General features: G+C 40.7%; 11 protein-coding genes. 3 read left to right on the top strand and 8 right to left on the bottom strand.

Going from position 1 to position 17,807, the window contains the following annotated elements:
* Positions 1-219: 219 nt before the first annotated feature.
* From pqiC to rlmKL, 5 genes are read right to left on the bottom strand one after another with little or no spacing between them, the layout of a single operon-like run.
* Entirely contained in the window at positions 220-774 is a 555-nt protein-coding gene (gene pqiC, locus PR725_RS16095) for a membrane integrity-associated transporter subunit PqiC (protein WP_004909636.1), read from the bottom strand.
* A complete protein-coding gene (gene pqiB / locus PR725_RS16090; RefSeq protein WP_004909634.1) occupies positions 774-2,423 on the bottom strand; it encodes an intermembrane transport protein PqiB in 1,650 nt (549 codons plus the stop codon). Before pqiB ends, pqiC begins: the two co-directional genes overlap by 1 nt.
* Positions 2,420-3,694: a membrane integrity-associated transporter subunit PqiA gene (pqiA, locus tag PR725_RS16085; RefSeq protein ID WP_196723972.1), complete on the bottom strand. Its 1,275-nt coding sequence runs from the start codon at positions 3,692-3,694 to the stop codon at positions 2,420-2,422. Before pqiA ends, pqiB begins: the two co-directional genes overlap by 4 nt.
* 30 nt (positions 3,695-3,724) lie before the next feature.
* Positions 3,725-5,632, bottom strand: a complete 1,908-nt coding sequence (locus PR725_RS16080; RefSeq protein WP_109911058.1) for an ABC transporter ATP-binding protein — start codon at positions 5,630-5,632, stop codon at positions 3,725-3,727.
* Between the two features lie 11 nt (positions 5,633-5,643).
* Positions 5,644-7,752 carry a bifunctional 23S rRNA (guanine(2069)-N(7))-methyltransferase RlmK/23S rRNA (guanine(2445)-N(2))-methyltransferase RlmL gene (gene rlmKL / locus PR725_RS16075; RefSeq protein WP_272569776.1) on the bottom strand — a complete coding sequence of 703 codons (2,109 nt, stop codon included), beginning with the start codon at positions 7,750-7,752 and terminating at the stop codon, positions 5,644-5,646.
* Between the two features lie 98 nt (positions 7,753-7,850).
* On the opposite strand from rlmKL, the gene PR725_RS16070 reads away from it, so the two are divergent.
* Positions 7,851-8,966, top strand: coding sequence for a YcbX family protein (locus PR725_RS16070; RefSeq protein WP_004909625.1), 1,116 nt, complete (start codon positions 7,851-7,853; stop codon positions 8,964-8,966).
* 132 nt (positions 8,967-9,098) lie between these two features.
* Here the strand turns inward: PR725_RS16070 and PR725_RS16065 are convergent, their stop codons facing one another.
* From PR725_RS16065 to pepN, 3 genes are all read right to left on the bottom strand, one after another.
* Positions 9,099-9,644: a cell division protein ZapC gene (locus PR725_RS16065; protein ID WP_004909622.1), complete on the bottom strand. Its 546-nt coding sequence runs from the start codon at positions 9,642-9,644 to the stop codon at positions 9,099-9,101.
* 269 nt (positions 9,645-9,913) lie between these two features.
* Complete coding sequence (gene pyrD / locus PR725_RS16060) at positions 9,914-10,924, bottom strand: quinone-dependent dihydroorotate dehydrogenase (RefSeq protein ID WP_164565713.1); 1,011 nt, start codon at positions 10,922-10,924, stop codon at positions 9,914-9,916.
* Between the two features lie 322 nt (positions 10,925-11,246).
* Positions 11,247-13,865 carry an aminopeptidase N gene (pepN, locus tag PR725_RS16055; RefSeq protein WP_164528973.1) on the bottom strand — a complete coding sequence of 873 codons (2,619 nt, stop codon included), beginning with the start codon at positions 13,863-13,865 and terminating at the stop codon, positions 11,247-11,249.
* A 521-nt stretch (positions 13,866-14,386) separates the two neighbouring features.
* On the opposite strand from pepN, the gene pncB reads away from it, so the two are divergent.
* Both pncB and asnS read left to right on the top strand, forming a co-directional pair.
* Positions 14,387-15,601 carry a nicotinate phosphoribosyltransferase gene (pncB, locus tag PR725_RS16050; RefSeq protein ID WP_004909615.1) on the top strand — a complete coding sequence of 405 codons (1,215 nt, stop codon included), beginning with the start codon at positions 14,387-14,389 and terminating at the stop codon, positions 15,599-15,601.
* A 488-nt stretch (positions 15,602-16,089) separates the two neighbouring features.
* Entirely contained in the window at positions 16,090-17,490 is a 1,401-nt protein-coding gene (gene asnS / locus PR725_RS16045; protein ID WP_115167629.1) for an asparagine--tRNA ligase, read from the top strand.
* Positions 17,491-17,807: the final 317 nt, after the last annotated feature.

The following is a 17,807-nucleotide window of genomic DNA, read 5'->3' as shown; positions in this document are numbered from 1 at the left end:
ACTTGTATGTGGCAATTAATATAACTCATTGATTTAAATTTAAAATAAAAACATTCTTTTATTTATCATAATATTAGCGAATAAAAAAAGTTATTATTCACTAATATATAAATTAAAAGAATATCTATATTTGATAAAAATAATAATGCACCTGAAATATATAAAACCACATATATTCAAGGTGCATTTAATATAATTTACTTAAATAGTTGCCAATAACTAGTATTTATCTATTTCTTTCGCAATACTCTCAGCCACTTGCTGCCAACCCATCGATAACGTACGGACTAACTCTGGATAGCCATCTTCATTTTGATCTAACTGTACATCAAAATTACGGCGGATCACGTTGTTATCATGAGAGTAAGTCCAGAAACCTTGCACTAATACTTTCCCGTCATACCGCCCATTAAAGGCCGTTAAAGTGATATCAAGTGTATCCGGTGAGTTCTGTAATGGCTGCAACGATACCAATTTTTCAGGTAATGCTGCAGATAATTCACTCACCATCGACTGCCCAAGTTGTTGCTCTAATGGGCTAGCCCATAAGTGGGTACTTGCATTGGTATAACTGACATCTGTCGTTTGGTAGGTAATACCATTTGACGTCAGTACATCCGATAACATAATACGCTGCAACCATACTTGGCCTTTATCCATCACCTCTGCAGATTGTGTCTGAGGAGTTTTCATTGGCAATTGGTAGTACTTTTTCTCTGGAGTACTACTACAAGCCGCCAATAACAAAACAAATATCGATAATAAATATCTCATTATTTTTTCACTCCTTTAGGCTCAACATCCTTCGTGGGTTCAGCTTCAAAAACTAGTGCATTACTCTTATTATTCAAGGTACGTAAAAGTGGCTGAACTTCTCTCAATACTTGGTCTAAACGTTGCATGTTATCCACCATTTTATTATAAGCTGGTGAACCAGGTTGGAAACCTTGCATTGCTCGGTTCATTTCTTGCAGTGTTTTTTGCAAGTCATGAGGTAAATTCTGGAACTCTTTACTCGCCATCACTTTGTTGAGCTGAGCTAACATAGCATTAGCCTCTTTAACAACTTTTTGCCCTTCTGCCAATGTTTGTGTGGTTTGATTAAGCATCGGTTCAATTGGCATATTGTTAATTTTATCTAACACTGCAATGACTTTTTGTTGAATTTGCGCTAACCCTGCACTGGTTGTTGGGATAATTTTATAGCCAGCAACCACCATTGGGCCTTTATAAGGCTCTGCATTTTGCACAAAATCCAAGTCAACAAATAATGCGCCAGTTAGTAAATTTCCTGATTTTAATGATGCTCTCAAGCCATCTTTCAATGCTAAATTTAATTCATTTTTTAAATTAAAATTCTTGCCAACATCTTTAGAGAAACGTTCTGGCTCAATATGAATCAAAACAGGAATTCTAAAGTCATTATCCAGAGATTGGTCTAAACCTTCCGTATAAAAAGGCACTTGTGCAACAGTACCTAAACGAATACCCCGGAACTCGACCGGCGCGCCTGGTTGCAAGCCTCGCACTGAGTCGGAGAAAAATAAGACAAAATCTTGATACTGTGTATACAAAGAGTTTTGAATACTGCTTTGGTTGTCAAACAGTTGAAATTCCGTATTTTCCTTCACATTTGCACCTGGAACCCATCCCGTTGGAACATCAAAACTCACACCACCAGTAAGCAGTGTAGCAATTGAGCCCATTTCAACGTGAACACCTTGGGATGACATATCAAAAGCAATACCACTGTCTTTCCAGAAACGTACATTTGAACTAATTAATTTATCATACGGCGCATTAATAAATAATTGGTAGCGCATATCACGCTTATCCATATCAAAGTTGCTAGTTTCAACAGAACCGACTCGGTAACCACGGAATAATACAGGGTCACCTGGGTTTAATTGCCCTGCTTTATCACTCACCAGTACCACACGAATGCCCTTAGCATCTGGTGATGCAAGAGGAGGGGTATCCAACAGAGTGAACTCGAAATGCTCTTTTGCCGCTAACCCCGGTTGAAGCTCAATATAAGCACCTGAAAGTAATGTGCCCAGCCCAGTGACACCATCACGACCGATTGTCGGTTTTACAATCCAAAACGCGGAATCGGTACGTAGCAACTCTTTCATTTCATTGTTCAAGCGCGCTTTAATGATCACTCGACTAAAATTATCATCGAGTGTCACGCTTTCCACAACGCCAATATCAACGCTGCGACTTTTAATTTTCGTTTTACCCGCTTCTATTCCTTCAGCATTGTAAGTGATTAATGTCACTTCTGGGCCTTGGTTGCTAAAGTGGTAAAATAAGACCCAAGCACCAAGCAAGAGCGTCACTATTGGGATCACCCATACAGGCGACCAACTTTTTAGCTTGCTAATTTTGGCATTGGCCTGTGGTGTTTCTTTATCAGTCACCCGATGACTCCTTCTTGTTCAACAGTATTTACTTCATTTTTTCTTTCACAGCGATCCCATGTTAATCTAGGGTCAAAGGTCATCGCTGCAAACATTGTGAGAATAACAACCACACCAAAGAAAATAATCCCCATTGCAGGGACAATATTCATCAATTGCCCCATTTGAACCAAAGAGGCTAAAATAGTGATAACAAACACATCTATCATTGACCAACGGCCGACATATTCCACCAGCTCATAAATAAAGTGCATACGATGCGGGTCGCGATTACCGTACCCTTTAGAATCGAGGCAAAGCCATGCAATTCCTATCATCTTCAATGTAGGTACCATGATACTGGCCACAAAAATCACCATGGCAACAGGATATGACCCGTCTTCCCACAACAAAATCACACCATCAATAATGGTCGAATTTAATGCCGTTCCCAACGTATTAGTAGTCATCATTGGCAGCACATTAGCAGGGATATACAACATAATTGATGTGACTAAAAGCGCTAAAGTCCATTGTAAACTTTGGTTTTTACGTACACTACCATGGGAGTGACAACGTGGACATTTTGATTGTTCAGCAGGTAAAATCGCCGTACACACTAGGCATAAACGTACATCTTGCTTAATACCTGTCTGGCCCACGATTAACCGCCTATCTAGCTTCGGAGCCGCTTCAATTCGGTTCCACAGCCAATGGCGATCTAAGCATTGAAAAGCCCTTACTTGTAGCATGCAATACGCGCAATAAGGTAAAAAGCTTAACCCGATGCCAATATCACCGTAAGCTATCAATTTAACAAAACTGACTAAGACCCCCGCTAAAAAAATCTCAGCCATACACCACGCTTTCATTTGGAACAAAATACGGGTGATCACCACTTTAATTCCTTTAGGAATATGAACTTGTAACCCTAAAAGAATAATTGTGATCATACAAAATGCAGGAATAATCAATGAAAAAAATAGAAAAAAGAGTGCCAGACCGCTATAACGTGTGGTTGCTATAATTTCAATTATTTGAAATAACGAGATTTCATTTTCAATTCCTGCGGCGCCCATCTTAACAAAGGGGAATAAGCAGGCAACAAACAGCATAATTAATGCACTGAAGGCATATGCTGCTGGCTGCTTATACGGATATCGCCACTTTGAGACCAATGTGGTCTCGCAGCGTGGACACGTTGCCTTGCTCCCTTGCTCCAATTCAGGGACTGCAACCAACATGTCACACTGAGGACAAAGCACATGTTCATGAGACTCATGGTTGCACAAAGTGTATTTGCTCCTTTAATTAAAACGTAATTAGCCGTTTTTCAGCAATTCAAGCTCTTGCCAACGGTCAAACGCTTGCTCTAACTCAGCTTCTTTTGCCGCTAACTGACTCAGCGTTTTTTCTGTTACATCATGTGGTTGGTTGAAAAAATCAGCATCACCAACTTGAGCTTGCAGCGCTTCAATTTCACTTTCAAGTTGTTCCAATTTTGCTGGTAATTGTTCCAATTCACGTAATAAATTGTAACTGAGCTTATTTGAACGTTTTACCGTTTCTTTCGATTTCGTCTGCTTATCTTGGCTAGCCACTTTACCCGTTTGTTCTGCTTTCAAACTCACGGTTTGTGCTTTTTGCTGTTGAGCATCGTAATACCCACCAGCAAAACGGTTAATAACCCCATTACCTTCGAAGATCCAGCACTCTGTCACGCTGTTATCGACAAATTCTCGGTCATGGCTGACCAGTAAAACCGTTCCTTGGTAACCATCAACTAATTCTTCAAGTAACTCTAAAGTTTCGACATCAAGGTCGTTAGTCGGTTCATCGAGGATCAATAAGTTACTTGGTTTTAGGAATAAACGCGCGAGCAGTAACCGGTTACGCTCACCGCCTGAAAGTGCTCGAACAGGTGTCATCGCACGTTTTGGTGGGAACATAAAATCTTGCAAATAGCCTAGAACATGGCGTGGCTTACCATTTACCATGACTTCTTGTTTGCCTTCTGCCAAGTTATCCATCACGGTTTTATCTGGGTCTAATGCCGCACGATGCTGGTCGAAATAAGCAACTTCCAACTTAGTACCACAATGCACTCGTCCGCTGTCTGCTTGTAAATCCCCTAGCATTAAGCGCAACAATGTTGTTTTACCACAACCATTTGGCCCAACTAAAGCGATTTTATCACCACGTAATACTTGAGCTGAAAAATCTTTTACCAGTACTTTATTATCAATCTGGTAATTCACATTTTCCATTTCAAATACAATTTTGCCAGAACGAGCTGCTTCACCGACTTGCATTTTCGCTGTGCCCATCACCTCACGACGCTCTGAACGCTCTACGCGTAGCGCTTTCAGTGCACGAACACGCCCTTCATTACGAGTACGACGCGCTTTAATACCTTGGCGGATCCACGTCTCTTCTTGGGCTAATTTACGGTCGAATTCTGCATTTTGCATCTCTTCAACACGCAAAGCTTCTTCTTTGTTCACCAAGTAGTCATCATAATTACCCGGCCAAGAAGACAATTGCCCACGGTCTAAATCAATAATACGGGTTGCCATATTGCGGATAAATGAACGGTCATGGGAAATAAATACGATACTACCTTGGAAATCTTTTAAGAAATTTTCCAGCCAAAGAATTGTTTCAATATCTAAGTGGTTGGTTGGCTCATCTAAAAATAATACTCTCGGGTTACTCACTAACGCACGGCCCAAAGCCGCTTTACGTAACCAACCACCTGATAATGAAGACAGTTCTGCATCCGCAGGTAAACCGAGTTTTTTCAGGACATCACTGATACGAGAGTCTAATAACCATAAATTACGGTTATCCAACACCTCTTGCAATTCAGCTAATTTATTTAAATTTTTCTCGCTCGGGTCAGTTTCGACCTCTTTCGCAACATGGTGATAATCTTTGAGGTACTGAGCTTGTTCTGCAACGCCTTCAGCCACAAAATCAAAAATAGTGCCTTCAATATTACGCGGTGGATCTTGCTGTAAGCGAGCAACAATCAAGTCTTGCTCGTAAATTAACTGGCCATCATCCAGCGGCTGCTCTTTCGTTAACACTCGCATTAATGTCGATTTACCCGCACCGTTGCGACCAACCAAACACACACGTTCGTTATCTTCGATATGAATTTCGGTATTATCCAGTAATGGGGCATCACTAAACGAAAGGTATGCACCCGACAAATTAATTAAAGCCATTGATTCTATCCTTACTCTGCGTGGCTAATTAACCAGCAGTTATGTATTTGACGGTTACGAGCAAAATCTTCTGACAGTGTTTTAGCTGTGATTTCTTGTGCTTGTAATCCTAATTCTTTAATTGCTTCAAGATCCATTTTGAAACCGCGTTTGTTATTAGAAAACATCACGGTTCCACCACGGCGCAATAACCGTTTTAGATGGGTAATCAATTGGATATGATCCCGTTGTACATCAAATGTACCATCCATGCGTTTTGAATTTGAAAATGTTGGCGGATCAATAAAGATCAAATCAAATTGCTCCCGGCTATTTGCCAGCCAACTCAAGCAATCCGCTTGAATTAAACGATGCTGACGACCTGTTAGCCCATTCGCTTGTAGGTTTTTTTCAGCCCACTCAAGATAAGTACGTGACATATCGACGGAAGTGGTGCTTTTCGCGCCACCAAGCCCTGCATGCACAGTGGCAGTACCGGTATAACAGAACAAGTTTAGGAAATCCGCATCTTTACTCATTTGGCCTAACATTTTACGGGCAATACGATGGTCAAGGAATAACCCCGTATCTAGATAGTCCGTCAAATTCACCAACATTTTTGCATTGTATTCTTGTACTAAAAAGAAATCGTCTTTTTGGGCTAATTTCTCATATTGCTGCTTACCTTTTTGGCGCTGGCGTGTTTTTAACACTAGCTGATTCGATGTCAGTTCTAGCACATTCATTGTTGCGGTGATCACATCAAATAAGCGTTGACGCGCTTTGCGTTCATCAACGGTTTTTGGTGGTGCATATTCTTGAATCACCACTTTATCGCCATAAATATCAACCGCAACATTGTATTCAGGTAAATCCGCATCATAAACACGGTAACTATCAATACCTTGTTGTTTTGCCCATTTATTTAATTTCTTGATATTTTTACGTAAACGATTTGCAAAATCAGGTGAAATTTCCGCGATAGTTTCTGACGGTGTAGCCGCTAATTGATAATTCTTTTGAATGCAATCTAAAGGACCATTCTTGGCCTTAAATTCACGCTCTGAACGCAGTTGCAAACAGCTAAGTAACTCAGGAGAAGCACTAAAAATCGATAAACGCCACCCAGGGAAGCGAGCCTTCACGATACGCCCTAATTGGCTATGTAGCGCAATTAAAGCAGGCTCACTTTCTAAACGCTCACCATAAGGCGGGTTACTGATAATTGTTCCTATCGTATCGGTGTTAACTGGGTTTTCCAATGCTGCGGCATCACCTTGCTTAAAGGTGATTAAGTCTTGTAACCCTGCACGGCGCGCGTTCGCACGAGCCATTTCAAGTACACGCTTATCAATATCAAAACCATAAAAACGTGATGTCGTCTCTTTCAAACCTTGGCGGAAACGAACTTGCGCTTCTGTGGTTAATTCACGCCAAAGTTCCGCGTTAAATTTCAACCATGCATAAAAGCCCCAATGAGTACGGTGTAATCCCGGGGCTTTATCTGTTGCCATCATTGCAGCTTCAATTAACAGTGTTCCTGAACCGCACATCGGATCGACCAATGGTGTACCTTGTTGCCAACCAGAACGGTTAATAATTGCTGCTGCCAGTGTCTCTTTTAAGGGCGCTTGGCCTGCCAAATCACGGTAGCCACGTATATGTAGCGAGTCACCACTTAAATCGAGTGCCACACTGGCTCTTTCTTTATTAAGGTAGACGTTGATACGAATATCTGCTTGCTGGCGAGCGACATCAGGGCGCTGATCAAGCTTACGTACGAAGCTGTCTACGATAGCATCTTTAACTTTCAATGCACCGTATTGGCTGTTGCGAATTTCTTCGTTAGTCCCTGTAAAATGAACAACAAAGGTATCATTGACGGAGAAAATCTCACTCCAGTCGATAGCTTGTACACCAAGATACAAATCTAAGTCACTGTAGACGTCAAAATCATTCAGTGGCAATAAAATACGCGATGCCAGCCGACTCCACAGTAGGCTTTGGTACATAACACGTTCGTCGGCCTGAAAATAGACACCCCCCTGGGCCACTTTGCATTGGCTAGCGCCAAGCGATTCTAATTCCGTTTTCAGTAGTTCTTCAAGGCCGCGAGCTGTGCTGGCAAACAGAGAATTCATAGTATTTATTACCAATTTGGATGAAAAATTGTTGCGCATTATAGCTAATCTTATGCAGTTGTCATAAAGTTGCTACGCACAATTATAAGGATTAAAAAATGATAACGCTTTCGCGCCTTTATACACACCCAGTTAAATCTATGCGAGGAGTTCGTTTATCCCACGCCTTCGCTGATATTAGCGGTTTGACTTTTGATCGTAATTTTATGGTAACCACGCTGGAAGGTAAATTTATTACGGCGAGAAAATATCCACAAATGTTACTTTTTACACCGGTAATGCTCAATAATGGTCTTCACTTGCGAGCACCAAATGGCGAAAGTGCAACAGTATTGTATCAGGACTTTGATGAGAAACAGAGCCCTACTGAAGTTTGGGGCAATCATTTTCACGCACTTATTGCCCCTGAAGCGATAAATAGTTGGTTAACTAGCTTTTTTGACGAACCTGTACAACTACGCTGGCTTAGTCCTCAGCTTTCTCGCCGCGTCAAAGAATACCAAGATGTGCCAATGTCTTTTGCTGACGGCTATCCCTTTTTACTGATCAACGAAGCTTCTGTCCAAGAACTGCAACGTCGATGCCCTGCCAGTATTAAATTAGAACAGTTTCGTGGCAACTTAATTATTACTGGCGCCAAGCCGTTTGAAGAAGATACATGGAAAACTATTCAAATTGGTGATGTCGTCTTTACATTAGATAGGCCATGTAGCCGATGCATTTTAACGACTGTTAGCCCAGAAAAAGGGATTAAACACCCCCACAGTGAACCACTTGCAACACTACAAACCTTCCGTTCAGATGAAACCGGCGATGTCGATTTTGGCCAAAATGTGATTATCAAAAATACAGGTGTTATTCGTGTTGGTGATACCCTGACGGTATTAGAAACTAAACCTGCAAAACAATATTTAGTTCAAGAGCGGGAAAATGACCTAGCAGCTAATAAATTAAATACTCAAGCCAATAATGTCAGTTTAGTTTTTGAGGAAACAGAATATACAGGTGATAACCAAAATGTGATCCTTGAACAATTAGAATCCCATGGTTTAACTATCCCTTATTCGTGTCGAGCAGGTATTTGTGGTCGCTGTAAAATTAAGCTTATTTCTGGGGAAGTCACTCCATTAAAACAAAGTGCCATCAAAGAAAACGGTTACATACTCGCCTGCAGCTGTATCCCAAAAACAGCGGTTAAATTAGCGTTTAACTAAATGTTGGTTTTGCTTTTTAACACCATCAGGGGAGTAATTCTCAGATGGTGTTAAACACTCATAACTAGATTAATTAAATTAGCAAAGAAACCTATTTATTTAACTATTTTTCACTAGATCCTTGCCGATCATTTAAATAGCATTACCATATAATTGACGTTTAACTTTAGATGAATATTCAAGCATGCGATCGTTCATGATCTTAATTGGATCGCAAAACCGTAAAGTTCGATCGGGTAATTCTAAGATTGGTTCTGCTAATAAACATAAACTCGCAGATGGGCCAGCTTCAGCAATAATAAATGTGAAGTACTGGTTTGTATTTTCTAAACACACTTGAATTATTTGCCCCTGCTTAGGTTCATTAATATAGTGAAATGAAGAAAAATACCAACTCTTTGGCATCTGTGGTTTTAAAAAACGAAAAGCAACTAAGCTATTTAAGACTAATTCAGCTCTTTCTTCTTGAGTAATATTTAATCTTTTAGCCTGCTCATCGAATAAATAATATTCACCTGCATCTTCGATACTAAATGGCATCTCATTACGAGCAAAAACCGTTAGCATCTTAGCAGGAAAACATGAACGAAATATCATGCCGTTGGCGAGATCTAACATCACTCTATTATGGTCATGATCAAAATACCAACGCCAATGATCATCAGGTTTAATATTCATAAACGACCCTTTAGCGATTTACCGGTAAATATAGCAGAAATGATCTCTATAGTGATCCTTTCTAAATTTACTCTAGGGCTTATTTTTATATGCTAAAAATTGGATCTACTAAATAAGATACGTTAGAAATATCCGGATAATATTGTTATCTAAATAGCAAATCTACTAAAAATTGAGTTCAATTTGATACAAAAATAGCCACTATTAGCAATATAGTTTAAAAGGGGGAATAAATAAACCCCCTTGATAGGTAAATTTACAATTTATTACTAGATATGATTAACAATATCTTTAATTAATTTTGGCCCATGGTAAATAAAACCAGAATAAATTTGAATTAAAGAGGCACCCGCTTCCATTTTTTCACGTGCTGCAGTAAGGGAATCAATTCCACCCACTCCAATTATTGGCAGTTTGCCATTTAATTCACGCGAAATAATCTTAATAACTTGTGTGCTTTTTAATTGTACAGGACGACCGCTTAATCCACCCGCTTCATTGCAATGATTTATCCCTTGAACCAAAGAACGATCTAACGTGGTATTCGTTGCAATAACGCCATCGATATTATGTCTGACTAGGCTATCTGAAACTTGGATAATTTCCTCTTCAGATAAATCAGGCGCAACCTTTACAGCAACAGGCACATATTTTTGGTGCTGTAATTGTAATTCCAGTTGTTTTGCTTTTATGCTACTTAATAAATCATCCAGCGCTTCGCCATATTGTAATGTACGTAACCCTGGCGTATTTGGTGAGGAGATATTAATAGCAATATAACCTGCATGAGCATAGACCTTATCCATGCAAATTAAATAATCATCTTTACCTTGTTCAACAGGTGTATCTTTATTTTTACCTATATTGATTCCAATGACCCCACCGTAATTCGATTTCTTGACGTTCTCGACAAGGTTATCGACACCTTTATTATTAAAGCCCATCCGGTTAATTAAACCTTCAGCTTCTACAAGTCGAAATAACCGCGGTTTATCATTACCAGATTGGGGACGAGGAGTTACTGTACCAATTTCTATAAACCCAAAACCCATTGCGCCAAATGCATCAATACATTCACCATCTTTATCTAAACCCGCAGCAAGCCCTAGTGGGTTTTTGAAGGAAAGCCCCATACATTGAACGGGCTTAGTGGCAACTGATTGGCGAATAAGACATTGGAAAGGGGAATGATTCAAACGTTGAAGCTGGCGAAAAGTCAATTCATGCGCTTTTTCGGGGTCGAACTGGAATAGTGCCTTGCGGGCAAGGTGATATAGCATATCCAATAACCTATTTTTACTAGTACGTTTCAATAGAGTAGACATCATGTCGCACGCTAAAACCCCGCCAAATACAATTTGCCGAGCTTTCATTCATGCGATTTTTTCGTCGGATAAAACGCGCTACAGATTACCCTATCTTATTGCCCTTTTACCACGAAAAAATCAATAAAAATGCATTTGTCTGGGGTTTCGGGGGAAAAACAACCATTTTATGAGAGTTATCTCTCATTTAATATTCCACTTTTGTCATAAACAATAATAAGCCGCTAAATTAAATTTTAGCGGCTTATTAAAATCAATAATTGGCTAGCTATATAAACTAGCTTTCTAACGCTTTGGTTATTTTTTCAAATAGATCACCAGAAAGGTTATCAAGCGCTTTTAACTGTTCAAGCACTTTGCGCATCTGTGCTTGGCGCTTTGCATCATAACGTTTTAAACGGATCAACGGCTCAATCAGTCTTGATGCTACCTGTGGATTACGCGTATTCAGATCGACTAAAATTTCATACAAGAATTGATAACCACTGCTATCTTCTGCATGGAAATTAACTGGATTCCCTGCAGTGAAGGCACCAACAAGTGAGCGAACACGGTTAGGATTGCTCATACTAAATGAACGGTGATTCAATAATTCACGTACATTGGTAAGGGCTTCTTTCGCTGGATTTGCGCCTTGTAATGTAAACCACTTATCCATAACTAACCCGTCATGGTGCCAACGCTCATCAAAGTCTGCCATTAACTGATCTTTACAAGCTAACTGTGATTCATTTGCTGCGGTCAATGCAGCCAGCGAATCCGTCATGTTATCGGCTGATTGGTATTGTTCCAGCACTAATTTGTTCGCCAGCTCGCTATCGTCACCCGCGGCTAAGTATTGCAGGCAAATGTTACGCAATGAGCGTTTAGCAATATCTTGGTGATCAACACGATAGCCATCAATATTAATGGAACGATAAACAGAGAGAAGTTCATCATGCATTTCTACCGCTAATTGATGATGGATAAAGTTCACCACTTCATGGATTGCGACAGGGTCGATAACCGTAAATAATTCGGCAAGCTCATTTTCGGAAGGTAATGTTAATATCAATGCGACTAACGCAGGATCAATCGAATCACTTAATAATACCCCACGGAAAGCATCAACCACCGACTCAGGCAAAACTAATGCCTCGCCGTTTTGATAATGAGCCACGTTAATTTTTACATAATTATTAATTAGTTGCTGCGCGGCATCCCAACGAGCAAATTCATTGCTTGCATGCTGCATCAAGAAAGCTAATTGCTCATCCGTGTAGTTGTAATCTAATTTTACAGGGGCTGAAAACTCACGTAATAAGGATGGAACTGGACGTCTTGTCACCTCATCAAATACAAACGTTTGAGTTTCTTGCGTAATGTTTAGCACTGAATTTACAACACTGCCATCACGTTTTAGCGTAATAATGCCACCTTGCTCATCATAGAGCTCAATATCCAATGGGATATGCAATGGTTTCTTTTCAGCTTGATCTGCTGTAGGTGGCGTCATTTGGCTAACATGTAGGGTATATTGCTGTTTTTCTGGTGAATATTCATCACGTACAGTTAAAACTGGTGTCCCTGATTGGCTATACCAACGACGAAATAGTGATAAATCAACATTTGATGCATCTTCCATCGCCTGCACAAAATCGTCACAGGTTGCCGCACTGCCATCATGGCGATGAACATAAAGTTGTATTCCCGCTTGGAACATTTCCTCACCGAGCAGTGTATGGATCATGCGAATAACTTCAGAACCTTTTTCATACACCGTTAAGGTATAGAAATTGTTCATTTCAATGACTTTGTCAGGACGGATCGGGTGCGCCATTGGGCTTGCATCCTCAGCAAACTGGGCTGAACGCATCACTTTGACATTGTTAATACGGTTAACTGAGCGGGAGCCTAAATCAGAGCTAAATTCTTGATCGCGAAAAACGGTTAACCCTTCTTTTAGGCTTAATTGAAACCAGTCACGACAAGTAATGCGGTTTCCTGTCCAATTATGGAAATATTCATGGCCAATCACAGATTCGATATTCAAATAATCTTTATCCGTCGCGGTTTCGCTTTTAGCTAAAACATATTTAGAGTTAAAGACATTCAGCCCTTTATTTTCCATTGCTCCCATGTTGAAGAAATCAACGGCAACAATCATATAGATATCAAGGTCATACTCTAAACCAAAGCGTTCTTCATCCCATTTCATGGCATTTTTCAGGGACTGCATTGCCCAAGGAGCACGGTCTAAATTGCCTTTATCGACAAAAAGTTCTAACGCAACTTCACGGCCACTACGAGTCACAAAGCTGTCTTTTAAAACGTCAAAATCGCCTGCTACTAAGGCAAATAAATAACTTGGTTTCGGGAATGGGTCTTCCCACTTAACCCAATGGCGACCATCTTCTAACTCACCTTCTGCGATACGGTTACCATTTGACAGTAAATAAGGATAACGTGATTTATCTGCTGTAATTGAGGTGGTATAACGAGCCAGCACATCTGGTCGGTCTTGGTAATAGGTAATATGGCGAAAACCTTCCGCTTCACATTGTGTGCATAGCGCCTCACCTGAAACATATAGCCCTTCTAGCGCTGTATTTTTTTCAGGACTAATTTCATTCACAATCCGTAGTGTGAATGATTCAGGTAATGACTCAATAATCAATTTACCTTCAGATTCTTTATAGTCCTGCCATGCTTTGCCATCGACTTCGAGGCTGACTAACGATAAATCTTCGCCATTGAGTTCAAGCGTTGAAGATTGCGGATTAAGGCGTTTTACCTTGCTTACTGCGGTAACCACTGTCTTCACTGGGTCAAGATTAAAATCGAGGTCAATTTCTGTAATTGTGTAATCAGGTGCTTGATAATCCTGACGATATTTCGCTTGTCTTAACTGGGTCATAAGTAACCTTTTAATTCGTTATATTCAATATCGTACTGCTTTAATACTTATACAATACTATAAGCCACAATAATGTGAATGGATTTGAGAAACATTTTCATCAAAAAATGTTATCTATTTTTATGGCTATGTTAGCTTTGTATGTCTCACCCTACTTAACTTTGTTAAAAATTCGTTTGTTTGTTGGTGCTATAGCACTATTAAATATTTTATGGCGTGTTAGTATCTTTTCGTGATTAATGCTTTTGTCTGTTTCTATGGGCAGAATATACATAAAACGTATTTATTTGATTTCATAGTAATACAGAAAGGCAATACGCGAATTTAGGTTGCCGTGCTCCTTGAAAACAAGAGATAGAATAACACTTCTATCTTTTGCTAAAGTGGGTATACTTTTGCAACTTTAACGATTTAGCTAACGACTATTGCTGCTTTTATCTCATTGTGACTTTTTGGAAAACAAGAGTAAAAATGAATAGCATTAGTGGTAAAGATAAGCTCCGCGAGGATGTCTGCGTGCCATGAATTTAGACGCTACACCAATTATTACATCACTGCTTGATACCGATGCTTACAAGCTTCATATGCAGCAGGCCGTTTTCCACCGTTACCACCAGGTACCGGTTGTCGCTGAGTTCCGCTGTCGTAGCAGTGAGATCTTAGGTGCTTACGCCGATGAAATTAGGCAACAAATTCAGTTAATGGCTAAATTGTCACTTTCTGATGATGAGCTGAATTTTCTCCGCCGCTTACCTTTCTTCCAAGAAGACTATCTTATGTGGTTAAAGTCATTCCGCTTTAACCCAGAACAAGTCGTTGTCAGTACCACAAATGAAGGTCAGTTAGCGATCCGCATCAGTGGGCCTTGGCGTGAAGTGATTATGTGGGAGGTACCGCTCCTTGCATTGGTCAGTGAAATCATCCAAAAAGATAGGCACCCAAACATTCATCCTGATGATGCTGTTCAGCAACTCAAAAAGCTGCTAAATGTTTTCTATCAACAAGCCGATGAACACCAACTTGATTTGTCTAACTTTAAGCTCATGGACTTTGGCACGCGCCGCCGTTTCTCCTACGACGTACAATCCGCCATTGTTTCAATGCTTAAACAAGAGTTTCCTTATCTTGTTGGGACGAGCAATTACAAACTTGCACACGAATTAGATTTATCCCCTGTTGGCACACAAGCCCATGAATGGTTCCAAGCCCATCAACAAATCAGCCCTGAGTTAGCAAATAGCCAACGTGAGGCATTGCAGAGCTGGCTTGATGAATACCCTAATCACCTAGGTGTGGCATTAACTGACTGTATCACCATGGATGCCTTTTTGCGTGATTTTGATGCTAACTTTGCAAACCGCTACCAAGGGTTGCGTCATGACTCAGGGGACCCAATCGAATGGGGTGAAAAAGCCATCGCTCATTACCAAAAATTGGGTATTGACCCGATGAGCAAAACGTTAGTGTTCTCTGACAGCTTAGACTTACAAAAAGCACTTGAGTTATATCGTTATTTTCATCAGCGGATTAACCTTGTTTTTGGTATCGGTACTCGTCTAACCTGCAATATTCCACATGTAACCCCGTTGAATATTGTGATTAAGCTCGTCGAGTGCAATGGTAAGCCTGTCGCTAAGCTCTCAGATAGCCCAGGCAAAACCATTTGTGAAGATGATGAGTTCGTCAACCAACTCAGAAAAGCGTTTGACCTACCTAAAATGGAAAAAGCCAGCTAATTAAGTCGCTTTTCCCTAGCTCTGAGTAAGAATTTGCACTTTTCTTGCCCAGAGCTTCAAAACCCCCTTTTTCTTTTATTCACTTACTATTACTATAGCTTTTAAGCTCAATAACCATGCTTCGCTTCAACAGAAATGTTTTATCGCGATTTTTTACTTGTTTCCTAACAAATGGCAAGTAACATAGAGCTTTGGCCCCTGAAAAATGGGTTTAATATTGAAGAAGCCTTATTAATCTGCTTCATCCGCCATTCGCATAATAACAATGTTGTTGTGCCTTTGAACTCGGTGTTGAATATTCCTATTACGAAAGTTGGAATACACCCTAAATAATTCGAGTTGTAGGAAGGCGGCTAGCAAATTGAGCCCTAGGAGCATACATAAGTATGTGACTAGGGTCAGTTTGTGAAGCCAACACACCTACAGCTCGAAGTATGACGGGTTGCAGATGCATAAGATTAACCATTATATAGAAGAGAGTGAATTATATGATAGTAGCGCCTGTAGTCGACGTACTGCAAGGCCGAGTGGCGGTAGGCACAGAAGTCACCGTTCAAGGCTGGGTACGTACAAGGAGAGATTCAAATGCTGGTTTTTCTTTCCTCGCCGTTTATGACGGTTCTTGCTTTAATCCGTTACAGGCTATCATTAATAATAATTTACCTAATTATAATGACGAAGTCCTGCATCTCACAACGGGTTGTTCGGTTGAAGTTACGGGTACCGTAAAAGAATCCCCAGGCCAAGGTCAATCATTTGAACTTGAAGCCACAAACGTTAAAGTGGTTGGTTGGGTTGAAGACCCTGACACCTACCCAATGGCAGCAAAACGCCACAGCGTTGAGTTCTTACGTGAAGCAGCCCACTTGCGCCCGCGCACTAACTTAATTGGTGCCGTTGCGCGCGTGCGCCACACTTTAGCACAAGCTATCCACCGTTTCTTTGATGAACAAGGCTACTTCTGGGTTTCAACTCCAGTGATCACTGCGTCAGACACCGAAGGCGCGGGTGAAATGTTCCGTGTTTCCACGCTGGATTACAACAACCTGCCACGTAATGACAAAGGTGAAGTTGACTTTAGCGAAGATTTCTTTGGCCGCGAAGCTTTCTTGACTGTTTCAGGCCAACTGAACGGTGAAGCCTACGCAACAGCAATTAGCAAAGTCTACACTTTCGGCCCAACCTTCCGTGCTGAAAACTCAAATACTAGCCGTCACTTAGCTGAATTCTGGATGGTCGAACCTGAAGTTGCTTTTGCTTCTTTAGACGATGTCGCAGGCCTTGCAGAAAAAATGCTGAAATTCGCCTTCAAAGCCGCTCTTGAAGAACGCCGTGATGACTTAGAATTCTTTGCACAACGTGTTGATAAAGACGTTATCAACCGCTTAGAAAGCTTTGTTAACTCAGACTTTGCACAAGTTGATTACACGGATGCCATTAAAATCCTAGAAACTTGTGGTCAAAAATTCGAAAACCCAGTTTATTGGGGCGTCGATATGTCGTCTGAGCATGAGCGTTACCTTGCTGAGCAACACTTTAAAGCCCCTGTGGTTGTGAAAAACTACCCGAAAGACATCAAAGCGTTCTATATGCGCCTCAATGAAGATGGCAAAACCGTTGCTGCGATGGATGTATTAGCACCGGGTATTGGCGAAATCATTGGTGGATCACAGCGTGAAGAACGTCTTGATATGCTCGATGCCCGCCTTGAAGAAATGGGCATGAATAAAGAAGATTACTGGTGGTACCGTGATCTGCGCCGTTATGGCACCGTTCCTCACTCAGGTTTCGGCCTTGGTTTTGAGCGTTTAGTGGCCTATGTCACTGGTGTCGGTAACGTGCGTGAAGTAATTCCATTCCCACGTACCCCAAGAAATGCAGCGTTCTAATAACGGCTTTTCTGTATTAACACCCTAATTTACGGGCCAGCTGATGTTGGCCCGTTACTTTTCAGCCCTAATATACTTTCGCTGTACAACTATCTCATCTCGTTACATCGAATTGCAGCCACATGATAACCAGATCACAATTTTTACGTTATCACCTTATTATTCTCCGTAAACAGCCAGCAATCTGCTGGTGCTAAGAATAATCTGCTTTTTAATCTCGCTATTCTCTTTTTACTAGTGATAAATAACCGCTTTACACTCGCTAAACTGCTCAAAAAAAACTCAATTCGTCTTTTGAAAAAGTTCCCTAATTTTTG

The sequence above is a fragment of the Providencia sp. PROV255 genome, from assembly GCF_028478065.1.
Taxonomy (GTDB): domain Bacteria; phylum Pseudomonadota; class Gammaproteobacteria; order Enterobacterales; family Enterobacteriaceae; genus Providencia; species Providencia rettgeri.
The sequence above is the reverse complement of the archived record's forward strand: the minus strand, read 5'-3'. Positions and strand labels throughout refer to the sequence as shown.